Source organism: Streptomyces sp. NPDC030798 (genome assembly GCF_055572275.1).
In genome coordinates, this window is record NZ_JBVIDR010000012.1 from 236,925 (window position 1) to 252,486 (window position 15,562).

13 protein-coding genes, 1 tRNA gene and 1 pseudogene are annotated in these 15,562 nt (G+C 71.6%); 10 read left to right on the plus strand and 5 right to left on the minus strand.

Translation table 11 applies throughout. The annotated features are described in order from the left end of the window. Positions 1–123: 123 nt before the first annotated feature. The 3 genes from ACZ404_RS26935 to ACZ404_RS26945 all read left to right on the plus strand — a co-directional run bounded on the left by ACZ404_RS26935 (position 124) and on the right by ACZ404_RS26945 (position 4,071). Positions 124–1,431 (plus strand): M6 family metalloprotease domain-containing protein, encoded by a 1,308-nt coding sequence (locus tag ACZ404_RS26935; RefSeq protein WP_468444163.1) that lies wholly within the window; start codon positions 124–126, stop codon positions 1,429–1,431. 580 nt (positions 1,432–2,011) lie between these two features. After that, positions 2,012–3,634 (plus strand): IclR family transcriptional regulator domain-containing protein, encoded by a 1,623-nt coding sequence (locus ACZ404_RS26940; RefSeq protein ID WP_468444164.1) that lies wholly within the window; start codon positions 2,012–2,014, stop codon positions 3,632–3,634. A 68-nt stretch (positions 3,635–3,702) separates the two neighbouring features. Next, on the plus strand, positions 3,703–4,071 hold the full coding sequence (locus tag ACZ404_RS26945) for a DUF488 domain-containing protein (protein ID WP_468444166.1): 369 nt from the start codon (positions 3,703–3,705) through the stop codon (positions 4,069–4,071). Positions 4,072–4,121: 50 nt separating this feature from the next. Here the strand turns inward: ACZ404_RS26945 and ACZ404_RS26950 are convergent, their stop codons facing one another. Beyond that, complete coding sequence (locus ACZ404_RS26950) at positions 4,122–5,432, minus strand: PP2C family protein-serine/threonine phosphatase (protein ID WP_468444168.1); 1,311 nt, start codon at positions 5,430–5,432, stop codon at positions 4,122–4,124. A 457-nt stretch (positions 5,433–5,889) separates the two neighbouring features. Between ACZ404_RS26950 and ACZ404_RS26955 the strand changes: the two genes are divergently transcribed. After that, on the plus strand, positions 5,890–6,222 hold the full coding sequence (locus ACZ404_RS26955; RefSeq protein WP_468444170.1) for a cupin domain-containing protein: 333 nt from the start codon (positions 5,890–5,892) through the stop codon (positions 6,220–6,222). A 220-nt stretch (positions 6,223–6,442) separates the two neighbouring features. Continuing rightward, positions 6,443–6,518, plus strand: a tRNA-Arg gene (locus ACZ404_RS26960). Positions 6,519–6,677: 159 nt separating this feature from the next. On the opposite strand, the pseudogene ACZ404_RS26965 reads toward ACZ404_RS26960, so the two are convergent. The 3 genes and pseudogenes from ACZ404_RS26965 to ACZ404_RS26975 all read right to left on the minus strand — a co-directional run. Continuing rightward, positions 6,678–6,850, minus strand: a pseudogene (locus ACZ404_RS26965) (tyrosine-type recombinase/integrase); the annotation flags it as partial. Between the two features lie 328 nt (positions 6,851–7,178). Next, positions 7,179–7,400 carry a hypothetical protein gene (locus ACZ404_RS26970; RefSeq protein ID WP_468444172.1) on the minus strand — a complete coding sequence of 74 codons (222 nt, stop codon included), beginning with the start codon at positions 7,398–7,400 and terminating at the stop codon, positions 7,179–7,181. 270 nt (positions 7,401–7,670) lie between these two features. After that, a complete protein-coding gene (locus tag ACZ404_RS26975) occupies positions 7,671–8,156 on the minus strand; it encodes a hypothetical protein (protein WP_468444174.1) in 486 nt (161 codons plus the stop codon). A gap of 951 nt (positions 8,157–9,107) precedes the next feature. On the opposite strand from ACZ404_RS26975, the gene ACZ404_RS26980 reads away from it, so the two are divergent. Beyond that, the gene (locus ACZ404_RS26980) at positions 9,108–9,572 is read left to right on the plus strand and encodes a hypothetical protein (protein WP_468444175.1); all 465 of its coding nucleotides are present in this window, start codon (positions 9,108–9,110) and stop codon (positions 9,570–9,572) included. Positions 9,573–9,815: 243 nt separating this feature from the next. Here ACZ404_RS26980 and ACZ404_RS26985 read toward each other — a convergent pair whose 3' ends face one another. After that, positions 9,816–10,181, minus strand: coding sequence for a hypothetical protein (locus ACZ404_RS26985; RefSeq protein WP_468444176.1), 366 nt, complete (start codon positions 10,179–10,181; stop codon positions 9,816–9,818). A gap of 443 nt (positions 10,182–10,624) precedes the next feature. Here ACZ404_RS26985 and ACZ404_RS26990 point away from each other — a divergent pair, with 443 nt between their 5' ends. From ACZ404_RS26990 to ACZ404_RS27005, 4 genes are all read left to right on the plus strand, one after another. Continuing rightward, positions 10,625–11,746, plus strand: coding sequence for an ArsR/SmtB family transcription factor (locus ACZ404_RS26990; protein WP_468444178.1), 1,122 nt, complete (start codon positions 10,625–10,627; stop codon positions 11,744–11,746). Positions 11,747–11,802: 56 nt separating this feature from the next. Further along, positions 11,803–13,071, plus strand: coding sequence for an MFS transporter (locus tag ACZ404_RS26995; RefSeq protein WP_468444180.1), 1,269 nt, complete (start codon positions 11,803–11,805; stop codon positions 13,069–13,071). Positions 13,072–13,274: 203 nt separating this feature from the next. After that, positions 13,275–14,534, plus strand: a complete 1,260-nt coding sequence (locus ACZ404_RS27000) for a PP2C family protein-serine/threonine phosphatase (protein WP_468444182.1) — start codon at positions 13,275–13,277, stop codon at positions 14,532–14,534. Between the two features lie 140 nt (positions 14,535–14,674). After that, positions 14,675–15,475, plus strand: a complete 801-nt coding sequence (locus ACZ404_RS27005; protein WP_468444184.1) for a hypothetical protein — start codon at positions 14,675–14,677, stop codon at positions 15,473–15,475. Positions 15,476–15,562: the final 87 nt, after the last annotated feature.

Consider the following 15,562-nt stretch of genomic DNA (forward strand, 5'->3'; position numbering starts at 1 on the left):
CCGCCCGCACCCCGATTCCCACGATCGGTCTCCTCCAGCGCGCGCCCGCCGCCCGGTCGACTCAGGGTGATCGCAAGGGTGCAGCCGGACACCGGCGGCTGCCGTGGAGCGGAAGGTCACCGCATGCAGCCGCTGTCGCCGCGCCGCCGCATACGCCCCCGCCGCCGCCGTCCCCACCGCATACGCCCGCGCCGCGTGGCCGCCCTCGGCGCCGTGACCGTCCTGACCCTCGCGGTCGGCACCTCGGCCGGGGCCGGACATCTGGCGGCGCCCACCACCGCCGGGCCGATCGGCCTGGCCCGCTCCTCGGCCCTCTCCCCCTGCATGATCCGCGGCGGCCCGGACGTGCAGATGACGGAGGGCATACCCACACCGCCCGGGTACTCCCGCTCCACCGGCACGGTGCACGCCCTCACCCTGATGGTCGACTTCCCCGACGCGCCCGGGCAGGGCAGCGCGATGGACCGCTTCCACGAGTTCTTCCCGAAGACCCAGGAGTGGTTCCGCAAGGCGTCGTACGGCCGCCTCGACTACCGCCCGGAGACCCCGGTCACCGACTGGCTGCGGATGCCGAAGCCCTTCAGGTCGTACGGCATCGAGCGCGGCGCCCCCTTCGACCCCGGCTACCGGCAGCTGGTCCAGGATCTCGTGGCCGCCGCCGATCCCGAGGTCGACTTCCGCTCGTACGACCTGCTGAACGTGCTGGTCACCCCGAACGCCGGGCCCTCCGCGCTGGACACGGTGCTGTCCGTGACGTTCGCCGGCAACCCCGACGCCCCGGTCGCCGACGGGGTCCCCGTGGCCAACGCGTCCTTCGTCTACTCCCGGCAGGACGACGGCTCCGGCTCCTACGACCGCACCGGCTACCGGGTCCTGCCGCACGAGAACGGCCACACCTTCGGGCTGCCCGACCTGTACACGCCGGAGGGCGGGGGCGCGGTGGGGCACTGGGACATCATGAGCGAGGACTGGGGGGCCAACAACGATCTGCTGGGCTGGCACAAGTGGAAGCTGGGCTGGCTGGACGCCGGCCAGGTGAGCTGCGCGGCGGCCCGGGGCAGCGTGACGTACACGCTGACACCGCTGTACCGTCCGGGCGGCGCGAAGCTGGTGCTGGTGCCCGTCAACGCCCGTACGACGTACGCGCTGGAACTGCGCGCCCCCGGCGGCAACGACGAGGCGGTGTGCGCGCCGGGCATCCTCGTCTACCGGGTCGACGCCACGGTGGACACCGGACGCGGCCCCGTCACGGTCTACGACGCCCACCGGGCCAGCGGCGGCTGCACCCGCACCCCGAACGTCCAGACAGAACTCTCCGACGCCCCGTTCACTCCCGGGGAGAGCTTCAGGGACGCGGGGCATGGCATCACGGTGCAGGTGCTGGGGGTGGACGGGGAGGGGGACTATCGGGTGCGGGTGATGCGGGGGTAGGGGCGCCCGGTGGCCCCCGGCCCGGGTGTTGGGGCGGCCGGTGTTCGCCGGCCCGGCTGTTGGGGGCTGCCGGTGGCCCCCGGCCCGGGTGTTGGGGCAGCCGGTGTCCCTGGCGCGGCTGTTGAGGGCAGCCGGTTTCCCACGGCCCGGCTGTTGGGGGCAGCCGGTGGTCCCCGGCCCGGCTGTTGGGGGCAGCCGGTGGTCGCCGGCCCGGCTGTTGAGGGCGGCCGGTTTCCCCCGGCCCGGCTGTTGGGGGCGGCCGGTGGTCGCCGGCCCGGCTGTTGAGGGCGGCCGGTTTCCCCCGGCCCGGCTGTTGGGGGCGGCCGGTGCTCGCTGGCCCGGCTGTTGGGGCAGCCGGTGTCCCCGGCGCGGCTGTTGAGGGCAGCCGGTGGTCCCCGGCCCGGCTGTTGAGGGCAGCCGGTGGTCCCCGGCCCGGCTGTTGAGGGCAGCCGGTGGTCCCCGGCCCGGCTGTTAGGGGCAGCCGGTGGTCCCCGGCCCGGGTGCCGCAGGCGGCCTGCGGGCGGCCGTGCCGACGGGCGGTTTACCTTGGGCGTGCCCGTATGCCGTACTCGGAGAGCCGATGTCCGCGATGACCGCACTGGATGACGTGGCCGGGCCGCCGGCCGAGGCGGTCGCGCCGTTGATGCGCGGGATCGCCGTACTGCGGCGGCTGACCGAGGCGGGCGGGACGCTCAGCCCGAGCGCGCTGGAACGGGCCACCGGGCTGGCGCGGTCCACGGTCGACCGGATCACCGCCACGCTGACCCGCATGGGATACGTCCGCCTCGACGGCCGGGACGTCGTCCTCACCCCCCGCGTGATGGAGCTGGGCAACGCCTATCTGGCCGCCCTGCGCCTGCCCGCGCTGCTCGACGCCCGTGCAGACGCCCTCGCCGAGGAGCTGGACGAGTCGGTGTCGCTCGCGGTCGCCGACCTGGACGGCATCCGTTTCATCCACCAGGCCACGCGCCGCCGCGCGATGTCCGTGAGCTTCCGCATCGGCGACCTCCTCCCGGCCGAACGCACCGCGCCGGGCCCGCTGTTCGCGGCCGAGTGGACCGAGGCGGAGTGGGCGCGGTGGCGCGCCCGCCGGGCCGCCGACCCCGAGGACGGCGCCTTTCCCGCCGTACCGCCGCGTCCCGCCTCGACGGCCGACGACTTCGAGCAGCGGGCGGACCGGGCCCGCCAGGACGGCTGGGCCCTGGACGACCAGCTCATCGAGCCGGGCCTGGTCGCCGTCTCCGTGCCCGTGCGGGATCCGGCCACCGGCCGGGTCGCGTGCGTGGCGAGCGTCGTCAGCCACACCAGCCGGCACCCGGCCGCCGGCCTGCGTACCGCCCTGCTGCCCCGCCTGCGTACGGCGGTGGCGGCGATGGAGGCCGACCTGCGCGAGGCCCCCCCGTCCAGTCCCGGCCCGGCGCCCTCGGGCCTGGCGACCTGGACGACGGAGTCCAAGCACGAGCTGGGCCGGGAGTTCGTCGAGTCCCTGGCGCGCGGACTGACCGTGCTCACCGCGTTCGGCGAGGCCCGTTCCGCACTGCCGCTGACCGAGGTGGCCCGGGCGACCGGCCTGGCCCGCGCCACGGCCCGCCGGGCGCTGATCACGTACGAGCACCTGGGCCTGGTCGCCCCGGGCCCCGACCCCCGTACCTTCACCCTCACCCCCCGCGTCCTGGACCTCGGCTTCCCGCCGCTGTCCCGCACGACCCTGCCCCGCCTGGCCGAGCCGCACCTGCGCGCCCTCGCCGGGCGGCTGCACGAGCCGGCCGCGCTGGCGGTGCTGACCGGTGACGGCACGGAGATCCAGTACACCGCCGGGGCGGGCGCGAGCCGGGTGCTGACCGTGGACATCGCGGTGGGCGCACGGCTCCCGGCCGCTTCGACGTCCCTGGGCCGCGTGCTTCTCGCCGACGCCGGCACCGGCACCATCGAGCGGCCTCTGCCCCCGGTGCTCGCCGAGGTCCGCGCCCGGGGCTACGCCCTGGCCGACGAGGAGCTGGAGTCGGGCCTGCGCTCCGTCGCCGTGCCCGTACGGGACCGGGCCGGCCGGGCGGTCGCCGCCGTCAACGTCGCCACCCACGCGGCCCGCCGGACCATGGAGGACTGCGTCCACGACCTCCTGCCCGCCCTGCGCGCCACCGCCGACCGCATCGAGACCGACCTGCACACGGCCTCCCGCTTCACGAGGGTCCCGCTGTCCTGAGAAGTCCGACGGCATCGCGGGTAGTCGGCAGGCAGACACGCACATCCGTCGATCTGGAGGGTCCCGTCATGGCCGTACAGGTCACCTGTCGCCGGGTCTACGAGGAGACCTCGTCCGAGGACGGCAAGCGGGTGCTCGTCGACCGGGTCTGGCCACGCGGCATGCGCAAGGAGGACGCGCACCTGGACGAGTGGCTGCGCGACGTCGCCCCGTCCAGCGAACTGCGCCGCTGGTACGGCCACGAGCCGGCCAAGTTCGACGAGTTCCGCCGCCGCTACCGCGCCGAACTGCGCGACGCCGGGCACCGCGAGGCGGCCGGGCATCTGCGCGAGCTGGCCGCCCACGACCGGGTCACGCTCCTGACCGCCACCAAGGACGTGGAGCACAGCCAGGCGGCTGTCCTGGCGGAGTGGCTGGCCGGACGCTCGCGTTCCTGAGGCCCATGACCCGCCGACCGGCCCTGAGCCGCTCACCGGCTCTGAGCTGCTCACCGGCCCGGTATGCGCAGGGCGAGCACGGCGACATCGTCGTCGAACACCCGACCGCGCCCGGCGACCAGTTCCCCGCACTGCTCCTTCAGCGGCGCCGTGGCCAGACGGGAGGCGTGCTCGGCGACGGCGCGCAGACCGGTGTCGATGTCCTGGCCGCGGCGCTCCACCAGCCCGTCGGTGAAAAGCACCAGCGTGCTCCCGGGCGGGAGCGCATGCCGGTGGTTGAACCGGGGGACGGACGGATCGATACCGACCGGGATGCCGTGCTGCACGGGGGCGAGGTAGCGCGCGCCGCCGTCCGCGCCCACGAGCAGCGGGGGCGGGTGCCCGGCGTTGCTCCACCGGAAGGTCCACGCGCCGTCTGCGGCCTGTTCGACGCGGCCGAGGACCAGCGTGGCCGTCGGTGGATCGTCGAACAGGGTCAGGGCGCGGTCCAGCTTGGAGACGATCAGACCGGGCGGCCCGCCGTGGTCGTACGCCAGGGCGCGCAGCATGTTGCGGATCTGCCCCATCAGCGGCGCCGCCTCGACGTCGTGGCCGGTGACGTCACCGATCACGACGAACGTGGCGCCGTCGGGCAACACGAAGGCGTCGTACCAGTCCCCGCCGAGTTTCGGCAGCTCGGAGGCCGGCTGGTAGTGCGCCACGGCCTCGAGGCGGCCCAGGTCGGGGAGGGTGGGCAGCATACGGCGCTGGAAGTGCTCGGCGGCGCGCTTGAGGCGCTGATAGAGGCGCGCGTTCTCGATGCTGATGCTCGCGGCGCTGGCCACGGCGGTCAGCAGCGCCTCGTCGTCCTCGGTGAAGGCCGTGCCGTCCCGCTTGTCGGCCACGTAGAGGTTGCCGTAGACGTTCCCGCGGACGGTCAGCGGGACGCCCAGCAGCGTCGTCATGACCGGATGCTCGGCCGGGAAGCCGACGGAGCGCGGGTCGGCAAGGATGTCCGCCACGCGCAGCGGCCGCCGGTCCGCGATCAGACCGCCCAGCAGCCCGTGCCGCTGCGGCAGCCCCATGGCCTGACACAGCCCCGGATCGTCCATCCCGACCGTGATCAGATCGATGAAGTCCCCACCCTCCCCCATGACCCCGAGCGCCCCGTACCGCGCCCCGATCAGCTCGGTGGCCGCCGCCACGATGTGCTGCAGCACGGCCCGGGCGTCGTAGTCGGCACTGATCGCCACGACCGCGTCCAACAGGTGCCCGATGCGCTGCGGATCGAGCACGGAGACCCGCGCTTCCGTGGCGGGGGCGGGCGTCGGCGGTTCCGTGCTCGGCTTGGCCGTCGGCGGCTCCGGGCCTGGCTCGGGCATCCCCGGTTCCGTGGCGGGGGTGGGCGTCGGCGGCTCCGTGCTCGGCTTGGGCGTCGGCGATTCCGTGCTTGGCTCGGGCGTCCCCGTTTCCGTGGCGGGGGTGGACGTCGGCGGCTCCGGGCTTGGCTCGGGCATCCGCGCTTCCGTGGCGGGATCGGGCGTCGGCCCTTCCGTGCCTGGCTTGGGCATCCCCGCTTCCGTGGCGGGCGTGCGGGACGGGGCACCGGGCAGCGGGGACCGGTGCGCGGACTCGCCGTCCGGCCACTGCCGCGGATCGCGCGCCATGCGAGCCTCCCGGCGCCGTCGGGTGGGGTGATCGGGTCACCGTTTCGGGTTCCCTGTTCTCGGGTCTCTGTTCCCAGTAGCGCTGAACACACGGCACACACCACACACCCCACACACCGCAGGTCACTGAGGCCCGGCCTCACGGGCCCCGACCAGAAAGGGCAACCGAGCCATGCAGAAACTCTCCCTGGACGCCAAGGCCCGCGAGCATCTGGAGAAGGCCGCGGCCTCCTCCACCGGCCGCAGCGCCGAGACCCTCTACGGCGGCCACGAGCACACCTTGCGCCAGACCCTCATCGCTCTGCGGGCCGACACCGAACTGGCGGAACACGAGAACCCCGGCGAGGCGACGATCCTGGTCCTGCGCGGCAGGGTGCGGCTGCGCAGCGGCGAGGACACCTGGGAGGGCATGACGGGCGACCTCCTCATCGTCCCGCCGGCGCGCCACAGCCTGTACGCGCTCGAGGACGCGGCGGCACTGCTGACGGTAGCGAAGCAGGGATAGGAGGAGACGACCCGGCCAGCCAACCGCCTCCGCCTGTCCGTGGACCTCAAAGCCCAGGCCCAGCGACCGTGCCCCCAGCCTGACGCACCAATAACCCCTCACCACCGCCCCGCACAGATCCGCTACCCTGTCAGAGACCGCCCCCGCGGCGGTCCACCCTTGCCACAGCGCGGGCACCTACTCACCGAGTAGCAACCACCCACGCCCGACGCAAGGCCCCGCCTTCGTAGCTCAGGGGATAGAGCACCGCTCTCCTAAAGCGGGTGTCGCAGGTTCGAATCCTGCCGGGGGCACCAGTCAAAAGGCCCCGGACCGATCATGGTCCGGGGCCTTTGACATCTACTTCTGACATCAACGGGGTCGGTCACTGACGAGCGCGTCGCCTCCTGAGCAGCCGGTCCATGTGGCTCATGGCCTCGCGCTGCGTGTCCTGGACGACGTGCGTACACACGTCCGTAGAGGACCCCACGGCGGCGCTGCATCTGCTGGCGGACGTAGAGCACCCGGTTGTCGAGGTCGACGTCCGACCAGCGAAGCCCGACGATCTCTCCCCGGCGCAGCCCCATGGCGATGGCGAGCACGAAGGCCGGTTGAGCGGATCGGTGCGGGCGGCGGCGAGGAAGTCGAGTTGAGGAACCGGCGCACATCAGGAGATTTACCTGCACCCCGACGACGCCGAACGAGTAGCCCAGTCACTGCTACGAGCAGCCGAGCACAGCCGGCGCATCACGGAGGCCCGAAGCTCGGGAACTGATCAAAGCTCCAGCCCGAGCGTGTCGGATCCCAACTGATGACTGACGTTCTGGTCCCAGGTGATGCGTGACGGAGGGCCTAGGGGTTATGCCGCCTCCAGCTACCCTCTGGTCATGGAGGAGGACTGCCCCCTTGTACGCGACGTCTTCCCGGATCTCGTCGCAGAGCTGATCACTCTCCTGGAGAGCGAAGGAGAACGTGAGCTAGCCATCGGTGCGTGGGATCTTCGTCTGGTTGACGAGTGCCGCTGCGGCGATGGCTTCTGCCAGAGCTTCCAAACTGCAGCTCATCCGCAGGGACAGCCATACGGCGCCGGCCATCGGTGCGTGCCGCTCTTGCCCGCGCGAGGCATGCTGTGCCTGGACGTCGTGGATGGCCGGATCATGTACGTCGAAGTACTCGATCGGCCACCCATGCACCGTCATAGTGAGCGGTCCTGAGGTCGGTCCCGCAATCGACAACCCCACCAGCGCAGCGACTGAGTTACAACTTCCTCTACTGGTTGGATGGAGGGGGCGCCGCCGCCGACTGCGGGGTCCATCGTGGCGGATGCTGGGGGGGCTCCCATCCCGCCCGCCATCGACCCAGGCAGAACCGAGCAGGGGTGGTGGGGTGTTGAGGTTGACCGAGGCGCTGACGTGCGACGGCCGGGCCTTCCAGTCTGGAGAGCCCCGCCGTCGGCGTGCAGTTCGGGATCAGGGGTCGATGTCACCGAGATCGCGCGTCAGGATGTCGGTGCCGTTTTGCTGGATGTGCAGCACCACATCGTTGTAGGTCAAGCCGATGAGGTGCACGGTCCAGTTGCCGTTGGGGCAGACCTCCCTGGCCGAGGGGGTCTCGGGCGGCTGGATGGTGACGTTCGTGAAGGTGATCTGGCCGTTGCGCGGCCGGATGGTCTGGATGGGACCGACCACGTTCTGGAACTCGGTTCCCTGGCCCGGAGCGACGTTGCCGCCGCGGTTGACGCACACGTACTCCGCCTCGACGGAGGAAGCCGTGAGGAACGCGCCGGTGGGGGCGTTGCCGAGGCCGGCAGCCTTGCCGCTGCACTGCAGCCCGGCGGTGAGGCTCTTCGTACAGGTGACGTTGCCGATGAAGTGGGGGCTCTGCGCGGTGGCTGTGGTCACGGCGGCCGTGGTGGCCGCCACCGTCAGCAGCGCAGCGCTGAAAGCACGTCGCATGGGTTCTCCGTTGTGCCGTGTGACACGGATGAGAGGGCTTCTCGCCGTCGCCGTCGAGCGTCGGCGCGTCATCCGTGTCACGCCGGAATCTGGTGCATGCACAGATTGCAACGTGTGGAGTACACAGAGATACCGCCAGGCGCTATAAGGCCTAAAATCTGCCCGCCATGGTTCTCCTGCTTCAACCTCAACGGAACTCGCTCGGGCTCCACAGCTGGAGGCGCACTGCGTCTCAGTTTCCGTCCCATTCAGCCCCGTTCACGGCCGTTCAGACCAAGTCACGGCGCATCCCTCGCATCGGCGGCCAGCCGACCATGAACGCAGGTGAACGCCCATGCATGGCACCCCACGAGCCACCAACAGACTTGGAAAGCGTGCGCCCCAAGCAACCTCCTTGGGACGCCGTGCACCGCTGCGCGGAGTCGTGCGCCTTCCACAGAGGACCTGCGCCCGGCAATCCTGCACCGGTCCGCACAACGGTCGGGACCGGGGGTGGGAGACGTGACTCGTACGCAGTCCAGGTGTGGAGCGCTCACGGAGAAGGGCACTCGGTGCCGGCGGCTGGCGATGATCGGGGCGTCGCGGTGCAACCTGCACCGTGGCGAGTGGTCGTCGTACACCATCGAGAAGCGCAAGGAAGCCGAACGCAAGGCGAAGACACGCAAGCGTCGCAAGTGACCCCAACCTGTGTGGGGTGACATCCATGGCTGACATGAACGACAGAGGACAGCCGCGGCACGGTGCGGTCTGACACGACCACGGCCGCCCCGCGCGGGACGGGTGGACAGACGGTCAGACCGAACTCACAAAGCGGCGGCGTTCGGTAGGCGGCCAGTAGTGCTTCGTTAGGCTCTGGATCTGCTGGGTGGCAGGGGGCGGCCGCAGGTGGTGCAGGTGCCGGTCCAGCACCTCAGCAGGTTCTGAAGGACGTCGAGGAGCGCGGTCTGCTCCATGGTGACCACCCTGCGCGATGCCGCGCTCGCCGCACCGGACGATCCCTTCCCGCAGGCCGCGATGGCTCTCTGCTCGCGGACGGTGTTCCGGCTGCTGCTGCGCCACGGCCCACAGCTGTCCCTACAACGCCCCGAGCCCATCGTCCCGTTGACGCTGTTCTTCCTTCAGGACTGCCGGTGGCTGCGCTCCGGGGCGGCCCTGCTGATGCAGCTCGCCTTGTGGCGCATGCCCGCGGCCGAGGGCGACACGGCCCGGGTCGCGGCCGTCTTCCGCGCCCTGGACGAGGAACTGCCGCGCCCCCGTACGCTGCGGTCGCAGGGCGGCACGGGCCTGCTGCTCTCCCTGGACGGCATATTGCACTCGGCGAGGCTGCTGGGCGTCCCCGGACCGGCGAACGAGTCCCATTCCGCGACGAGTCAAGCGAGCTCGGCAGCGCGTACGAGAGTTGCCGTCAGCACGTAGATCGTCTACCGATCTGACATCACCAACTTGGCGTACGGCGGTGGCTGCAGCCGTTCCCGGCTGTCGATCCAGCGGAACAGGAGTTCCGCGAGTGGTGCGGGAACTGGGGACGGGGGCTCGCCGAGCCGGAGGAAGGCCTGCTGGTCGGCGCGGGCGATGTCGTCCAGCGTGAGGCGGACGACGCGGCTGAGCGGACCCCGCCCCGGGCACAGCCGGGGCGGATGGGCCGGCGTGGCGGTCAGGTCAGGTCAGGTCGCCGTCCGGCCACTGGGACAGCGGGACGAGCTCGCCGGCCACGCGGGTGACGGTGGTGCCGGGCGGCATGAAGGAGTCGAAGTCGATCCGCGGGTCGCCGATGTCGACGGTGACCAGCAGCAGGTACTGGTTCAGCTGGGACCACACGTCCCCGCCGAACAGTTCCACCTTCGAGACGTTGCCGGAACGGTGGGGCGGCTGCGCCGGCAGAGCAGCGAGATGGGGCGAAACGGCGTCCAGGAAGGCCTGCCGGGCCTCCTTCTCCTGCTCCATCTCCTCGTCGGTGGGACTGCTTCCGTCGCCCGTGACCTCGATACCGGTGGGGGGCGCGATGATGCGAAACACGGTCACCATCAGTGGGAACTCCGAACGTTCAGGGATCGACCGCCACACGGGACGTGACCCGCGGGCGCTCCGGTCCGCGAGCGGACGACAGCGGACCGGGCGGCGTCGGGCACGCCGCAAGGCCTGTCCGGCAATGCTGGCGCATCCAGCCTGTACCGCCTGGTCGGCACGCCCAGCGGCCTGCCGAGTCGCCCCAAGGGACCACGGCGAGCCGCTTGGGGCTGGTCCCGGCAGCGGCTCGCGCTCCGGGGTTTCTTCCCCAGGGACGGCCCCTGCTCGGCCTCGGGCTCCTCGTCCGGGGCCGCTTGGGTGAGCGGGCGGGGAGTTGATCTCCCGGACGTCTCCCAACACGGCACGCCGTCCTGCGCGCGCTCACGACATCGGCGTACGCCGAAGGCCGAGAACGCGGCGCGGCTCCCGTCGCGGGTGTCGTGGGGCAAGGATGACGGGTCATGACGATCGTGTTCCGGGTCCCTGCCAGTGGTGCGGAGCGGGTGGGGTTCGCCTACTCGCCGACGATGGAAGCCGTACTGAGTCTTCATGTGCTGGTGGAGCCCAAGCACCACCCCGTCCAGCACGGCTGGGTGCGTGCGATGCGCAAGCTGTCCCCGGCGTTGAAGCGGGAGATCGAGGTGTTCTCCTACGCGGTGCGCTCGTACTTCCCCGAGTTTCTCTTTCCGCAGCCGACCGGCGGACTGGCGGACTTCGCAGACGAACTGGCCGGCTTGCGCGGGGCGGATCCGGAACTGGTCCGCCTCGAGTTCGCCGTCCCCCTGCTCACGCCCTGGCCGGGCGGCGGCAAGGCCAGGGATCCACACGTGCTGGACGAACCGGAGGTACGCGCCCTGTTGCGGGAGCGCCTCGTACGGGAAAGCGACGAAGCGGTGGCCGCGATGCTCCTCGACGATCCCCGCGCGCTGCTCGAACGGTTCCTGAGCATGCTGGAGCGCTACTGGCGGGAGGCGTTCGAGGAGGAATGGGCACGGCTCGAACCCGAACTCGCCGCCGGCGTCAGTGAGGCCGGACACCAGATCGAGCAGCGCGGCCTGTACGGGATGCTCCGTGGCCTGTGGCCGGAGGTGCGCAGCGACCGGCAGGCCGAGCGCTTCTGGCTGGAGCGGCCGCACGACCACGAGGTCGCCATCGGCCCGGACGACACTTTCGTGCTCGCCCCCAGCGCCTATGTGTGGCCGCACGTACGCGTCAACTGCGACGGTCCGTGGCCCCTCGGGCTCGTCTTCCCCGTCTCCTCGATCGTCCGGGAGGCCCGCCCGAGGATTCCACCGACCAGGCTCGTCGGCACACTCCGCGCGCTCGCCGACGACACCCGGCTGCGCGCCCTGCGCCTGCTCGCCGAACGCCCGCGCAGCACCCAGGAGTTGGCCCCGCTCGTCGGCGTCAGCGAGGCCGCCCTGTCCAAGCACCTGCGGGTGCTGGCGGACGCGGGCCTGCTGGAGCGCCGCCGCGAGGGCTACTACGTCCTGTACCGGCTTGCGCCCGGGCAGGTGGCGGGCCTGACCCCCAGCCTGGAAAGCTTCCTGCACGGCGACGGCGGGGGGACTGCGGACGACTGATTAGCCATCTGCCTAATAAGTCGATCAGCCCCCCGGCGGGACCCGACAGTGGCCGCATGTCACTGCTGAAGGACCGAAACTTCCTGCTTCTCTTCGCCGGCCAGGGGATCTCACGCTTCGGCGACGGCCTGTACACCGCCGCGACCGCCTGGCTGGCCTGGTCACTGACGAAGGACCCCACGGCCGTCGCCGTGGTGAGCGTCTGCGCGTTCGCGCCCGCGTTCGTGGCCACCTTCGTCGCCGCCTCGTACGCCGACCGCCGCGACCGCCGGAAGCTGATGATCGTCACTGACCTGGCCCGGGTCGCCGTGGTGGCCGTGGCTTCGGTCCTGCTCGCCCTCGATCTGCTGAACCTGCCCCTGCTGGTGGCGACCACGGCGCTGCTGGCGCTGATCGGCGCCCCGTTCGCCCCGGCCCGCAACGCCATCGTCACGCAGATCGTGCCGGACGACCGCCTCCAGCACGCCAACGGGCTGCTGCAAGTCGCCTTCCGAGCCGCCTTCTTCGTCGGCCCGCTCGTGCTCGCGCCGCTGCTGGCCTTCGGCTCGCTGCAGTCGGCGCTGGTGGTGAACGGACTCACCTTCCTGGGCTCGGCGGCCGCCGTGGCCGCCATCCGCGTGTCCCGCCCCGCCCCGACCAGCGGTCGGACGGGGTTGTGGTCCGATCTCAGCGCCGGGCTCAGGGCCGTGCGGGCCGCTCCCGACGTACTCGTGGTCATAGTGACCTTCGTGCTCGCCCTCGCCCTGACCAACGGTTTCCTGACCGTCGGACTTGTCGCGGTCGTGGGACAGGGCGGCCAGTACGGCCTGCTGCTCGGCGTCGCCGGGGTCGCCGAAGTGGTGGGCGCCCTGCTCCTGGCCGGCCTGCGCATCCGCAGGCTCGCACGGGCCGCCGTGCTGGCGTGGGCCCTGCTCGGGATCTTCCGGGCTCCGCTGGGAACGGTCACCTCCCATGCCGTGGCGGCGGTTCTCCTGACCGCGACGGGGCTGGCCTCGGCCCTCACGGACATTCCCTTGATCGCACTGGTGCAGCAGCGCATACCGAGCCCTCATCTGGCGAAGGCGCTGGGCCTGTGGGAGGCCGGGGTGGCAGGAGCCCTGGCGATCTCCCCCTTCGTGGCCTCGACCGCCATCACCCTCGCCGGAGTCGCGAACGCCTTCCTGCTCTCGGGAGCCGCCGTTGTCGTCCTGGCCGTGACCGCCACGCTCACCCTCGCAGGCGTCGGCGCACGGCAGCCCGGTCGGGAGCCCTTCGCCACGGCCGACGGCACGGCAAGCGTCGCGGCGACGGAAGAGACAGCGGTGATCACGGCCGGACCGGAGTGACGGCGCGGATCAAGGGCCCGCGACCTGGGACGGCGACGCCGGCATGCCGGGCATGAGGTGAACCGCGATCCACGATCGGAGGGAGTTGCGACAGGTGTCGACGAGGCCCGGGAGCGGTGCGGACGCTCCACGAGCGAGCTCGACGGGCGCGGGAGCTGGACCTTCCGTAGATTGAAGAGCAAGCGACTGGCTGTGGAATGCGCATGGCACCGAAGATCGACTACCCAGGGGTGTTCGCCGCCCTTCCGAGCCCGTGCCTGGTGCTCGGCACGGACCTGGTGATCGCCGACGCCAATCCGGCCTTCTGCGAGGTGACCGGACGAAGCCGCGCCGAGCTGATCGGGCAGTACCTCTTCGACACCTTCCCGAACAACCCCGCCGACCCGGAGGCCGACGGGGTGCAGACGCTGAAAGCCTCACTGCACCGCGTCCTGTCCACCGGCCACACCGATCACATGGCGCTGCAGAAGTACGACATCCCGGTCCCCGGCAACCCCGAGGTGTTCAAGGAGCGGTGGTGGACCGCGATCAACGTGCCCGTCCCCGGCCCGGACGGAAAAGTCGCCTGGATCATCCACCGGTCCGAGGACATGACCGACGTCATCCGCGCCCGCCGCACCGCGCACCAGCCCGCGGTCAGCCCCGGCCGGGAAGCGGCCATGGAAGCCGAGCTGTACGCCCGGGCGCGGCAGCTGCAGCAGCTGAACGAGGAACTGCGGCAGGCCCACGCCCGTGAACGGCGCGTCGCCGTCGCCCTCCAGGAAGCCATGCTCCACTCCCCCGACCTGGCCCGGCACCCGAACATCGCCGTGCGCTACCTGCCCGCCACCGGATCACTGAACGTGTGCGGCGACTGGTACGACACGGTCGACCTGCCCGGGGACCGCTTCACCGTCACGGTCGGCGACGTGGTCGGCCACGGCCTGACGGCCGCCACCGTCATGGGCAGGCTCCGCAGCGCACTGAGCGCCGCCACCCGCACCGTCCACGGCCCCGCCCAGGCGCTGGAGGTCCTGGGGCTGTACGCCCGCTCGGTCGAGGGAGCCCTGGCCGCCACCGCCGTACAGGTCCTCGTCGACTGCCACAGCCACCTGCTCGTCTACAGCAGCGCCGGCCACCCCCCGCCCGTCCTGCTGCACCCGGACGGCTCCTGCGAGCTGCTCTGCCAGGCCACCGACCCACCGCTGGGCGCCCGCCCCGAACACGTCCCCCGCCCCCAGGCCAACCTGACCTACGCCCCCGGCGACACCCTCCTCCTCTACACCGACGGCCTGATCGAACGCCGCGGTGAGGACATCGACGCCGGCCTGACCCGCCTGACCTCCACGCTCGCCACCTGCACCGAGTTCGGCGCGGAACACCTCGCCGACGCCCTCCTCGCCCGCCTCGGCCTCGCCAGCGGCGCCGACGACGACATCGCCATGGTCGTCGTCCGCCTGGGCCGAACGACCCGACCGCATTGATCGGCCGATGCCGGCGTCGTGTCCACGCCGGAGCCGCCGATGGGGGGTGTGGCTCGAAAGAATCTGTACGATGCGTGCGCCCAGGGGCTCTTGCCGGGAAACCTCCCGCGGGGCCCTTCTTCTCATCGTGGGGGATACACATGCGCATACGCGCTTCGGTCGCCGCTCTGTCCGGCTCCCTGGTTCTCTCTTCTGCTCTGGTGTCTCCCGCCGCCGCGCAGGCGCACGCGGGGCCTGCGGACACTGACGACACGACGATCACGAAGGTCGTCGTCAACGGGGGCAAGGACATCGTGCTCGGCACCTCCGCACAGAAGTCGTTCACCGCCACGGTGACCGCGACCGACCCGGACGGTGTCGACGGTGGCTGGGTCGCCCTGTGGCACGGCACCTCCTTCGACGAGCAGGGCAGGGACGGGGTCCTGCTGCCCGCCGAGGAGGGATCCGGGTCATGCGTGGCGGCCGATCTCCAGACGTCGACGTGCACGGTCCACTTCACCGTGACGCCGAAGACCGACATGACCACGAACTCCTATGCGGGCACCTGGCACGCGTACGCCATCGCGTACGGCCGCCAGGGCGGTTCCGTCAACGACGGATACGCCGGCTCCGTGCACATCAAGCGCAACACCACACTGACCGCGGATGCCTCGCCCGAGCCGGTGGTCCACGGCCGGACCATCACGGTGAAGGGCACGCTCACCCGCGCCAACTGGGAGACCCACGCGTACGCGGGCCTGAGCAACGTGTCGGTGAAGCTCCAGTACCGCAAGTCGGGCACCAGCACGTACACGACCATCAAGACCGTCACCAGCGGCTCCGGCGGAGCGGTCAAGGCCACCACGACCGCGACGGGCGACGGGTACTACCGCTTCTCCTACGCGGGTACGACGGCCACCGACGCCGCGACGTCTCCCAGCGACTTCGTCGACGTCCAGTAGGCACCCGGGACCCGCTCCCGGGACCCGCTCCCGGGACCGGGGACACGGGAGCGGGGAAAGGGGCAGAGGGCGGAGCCGGCGGACCGG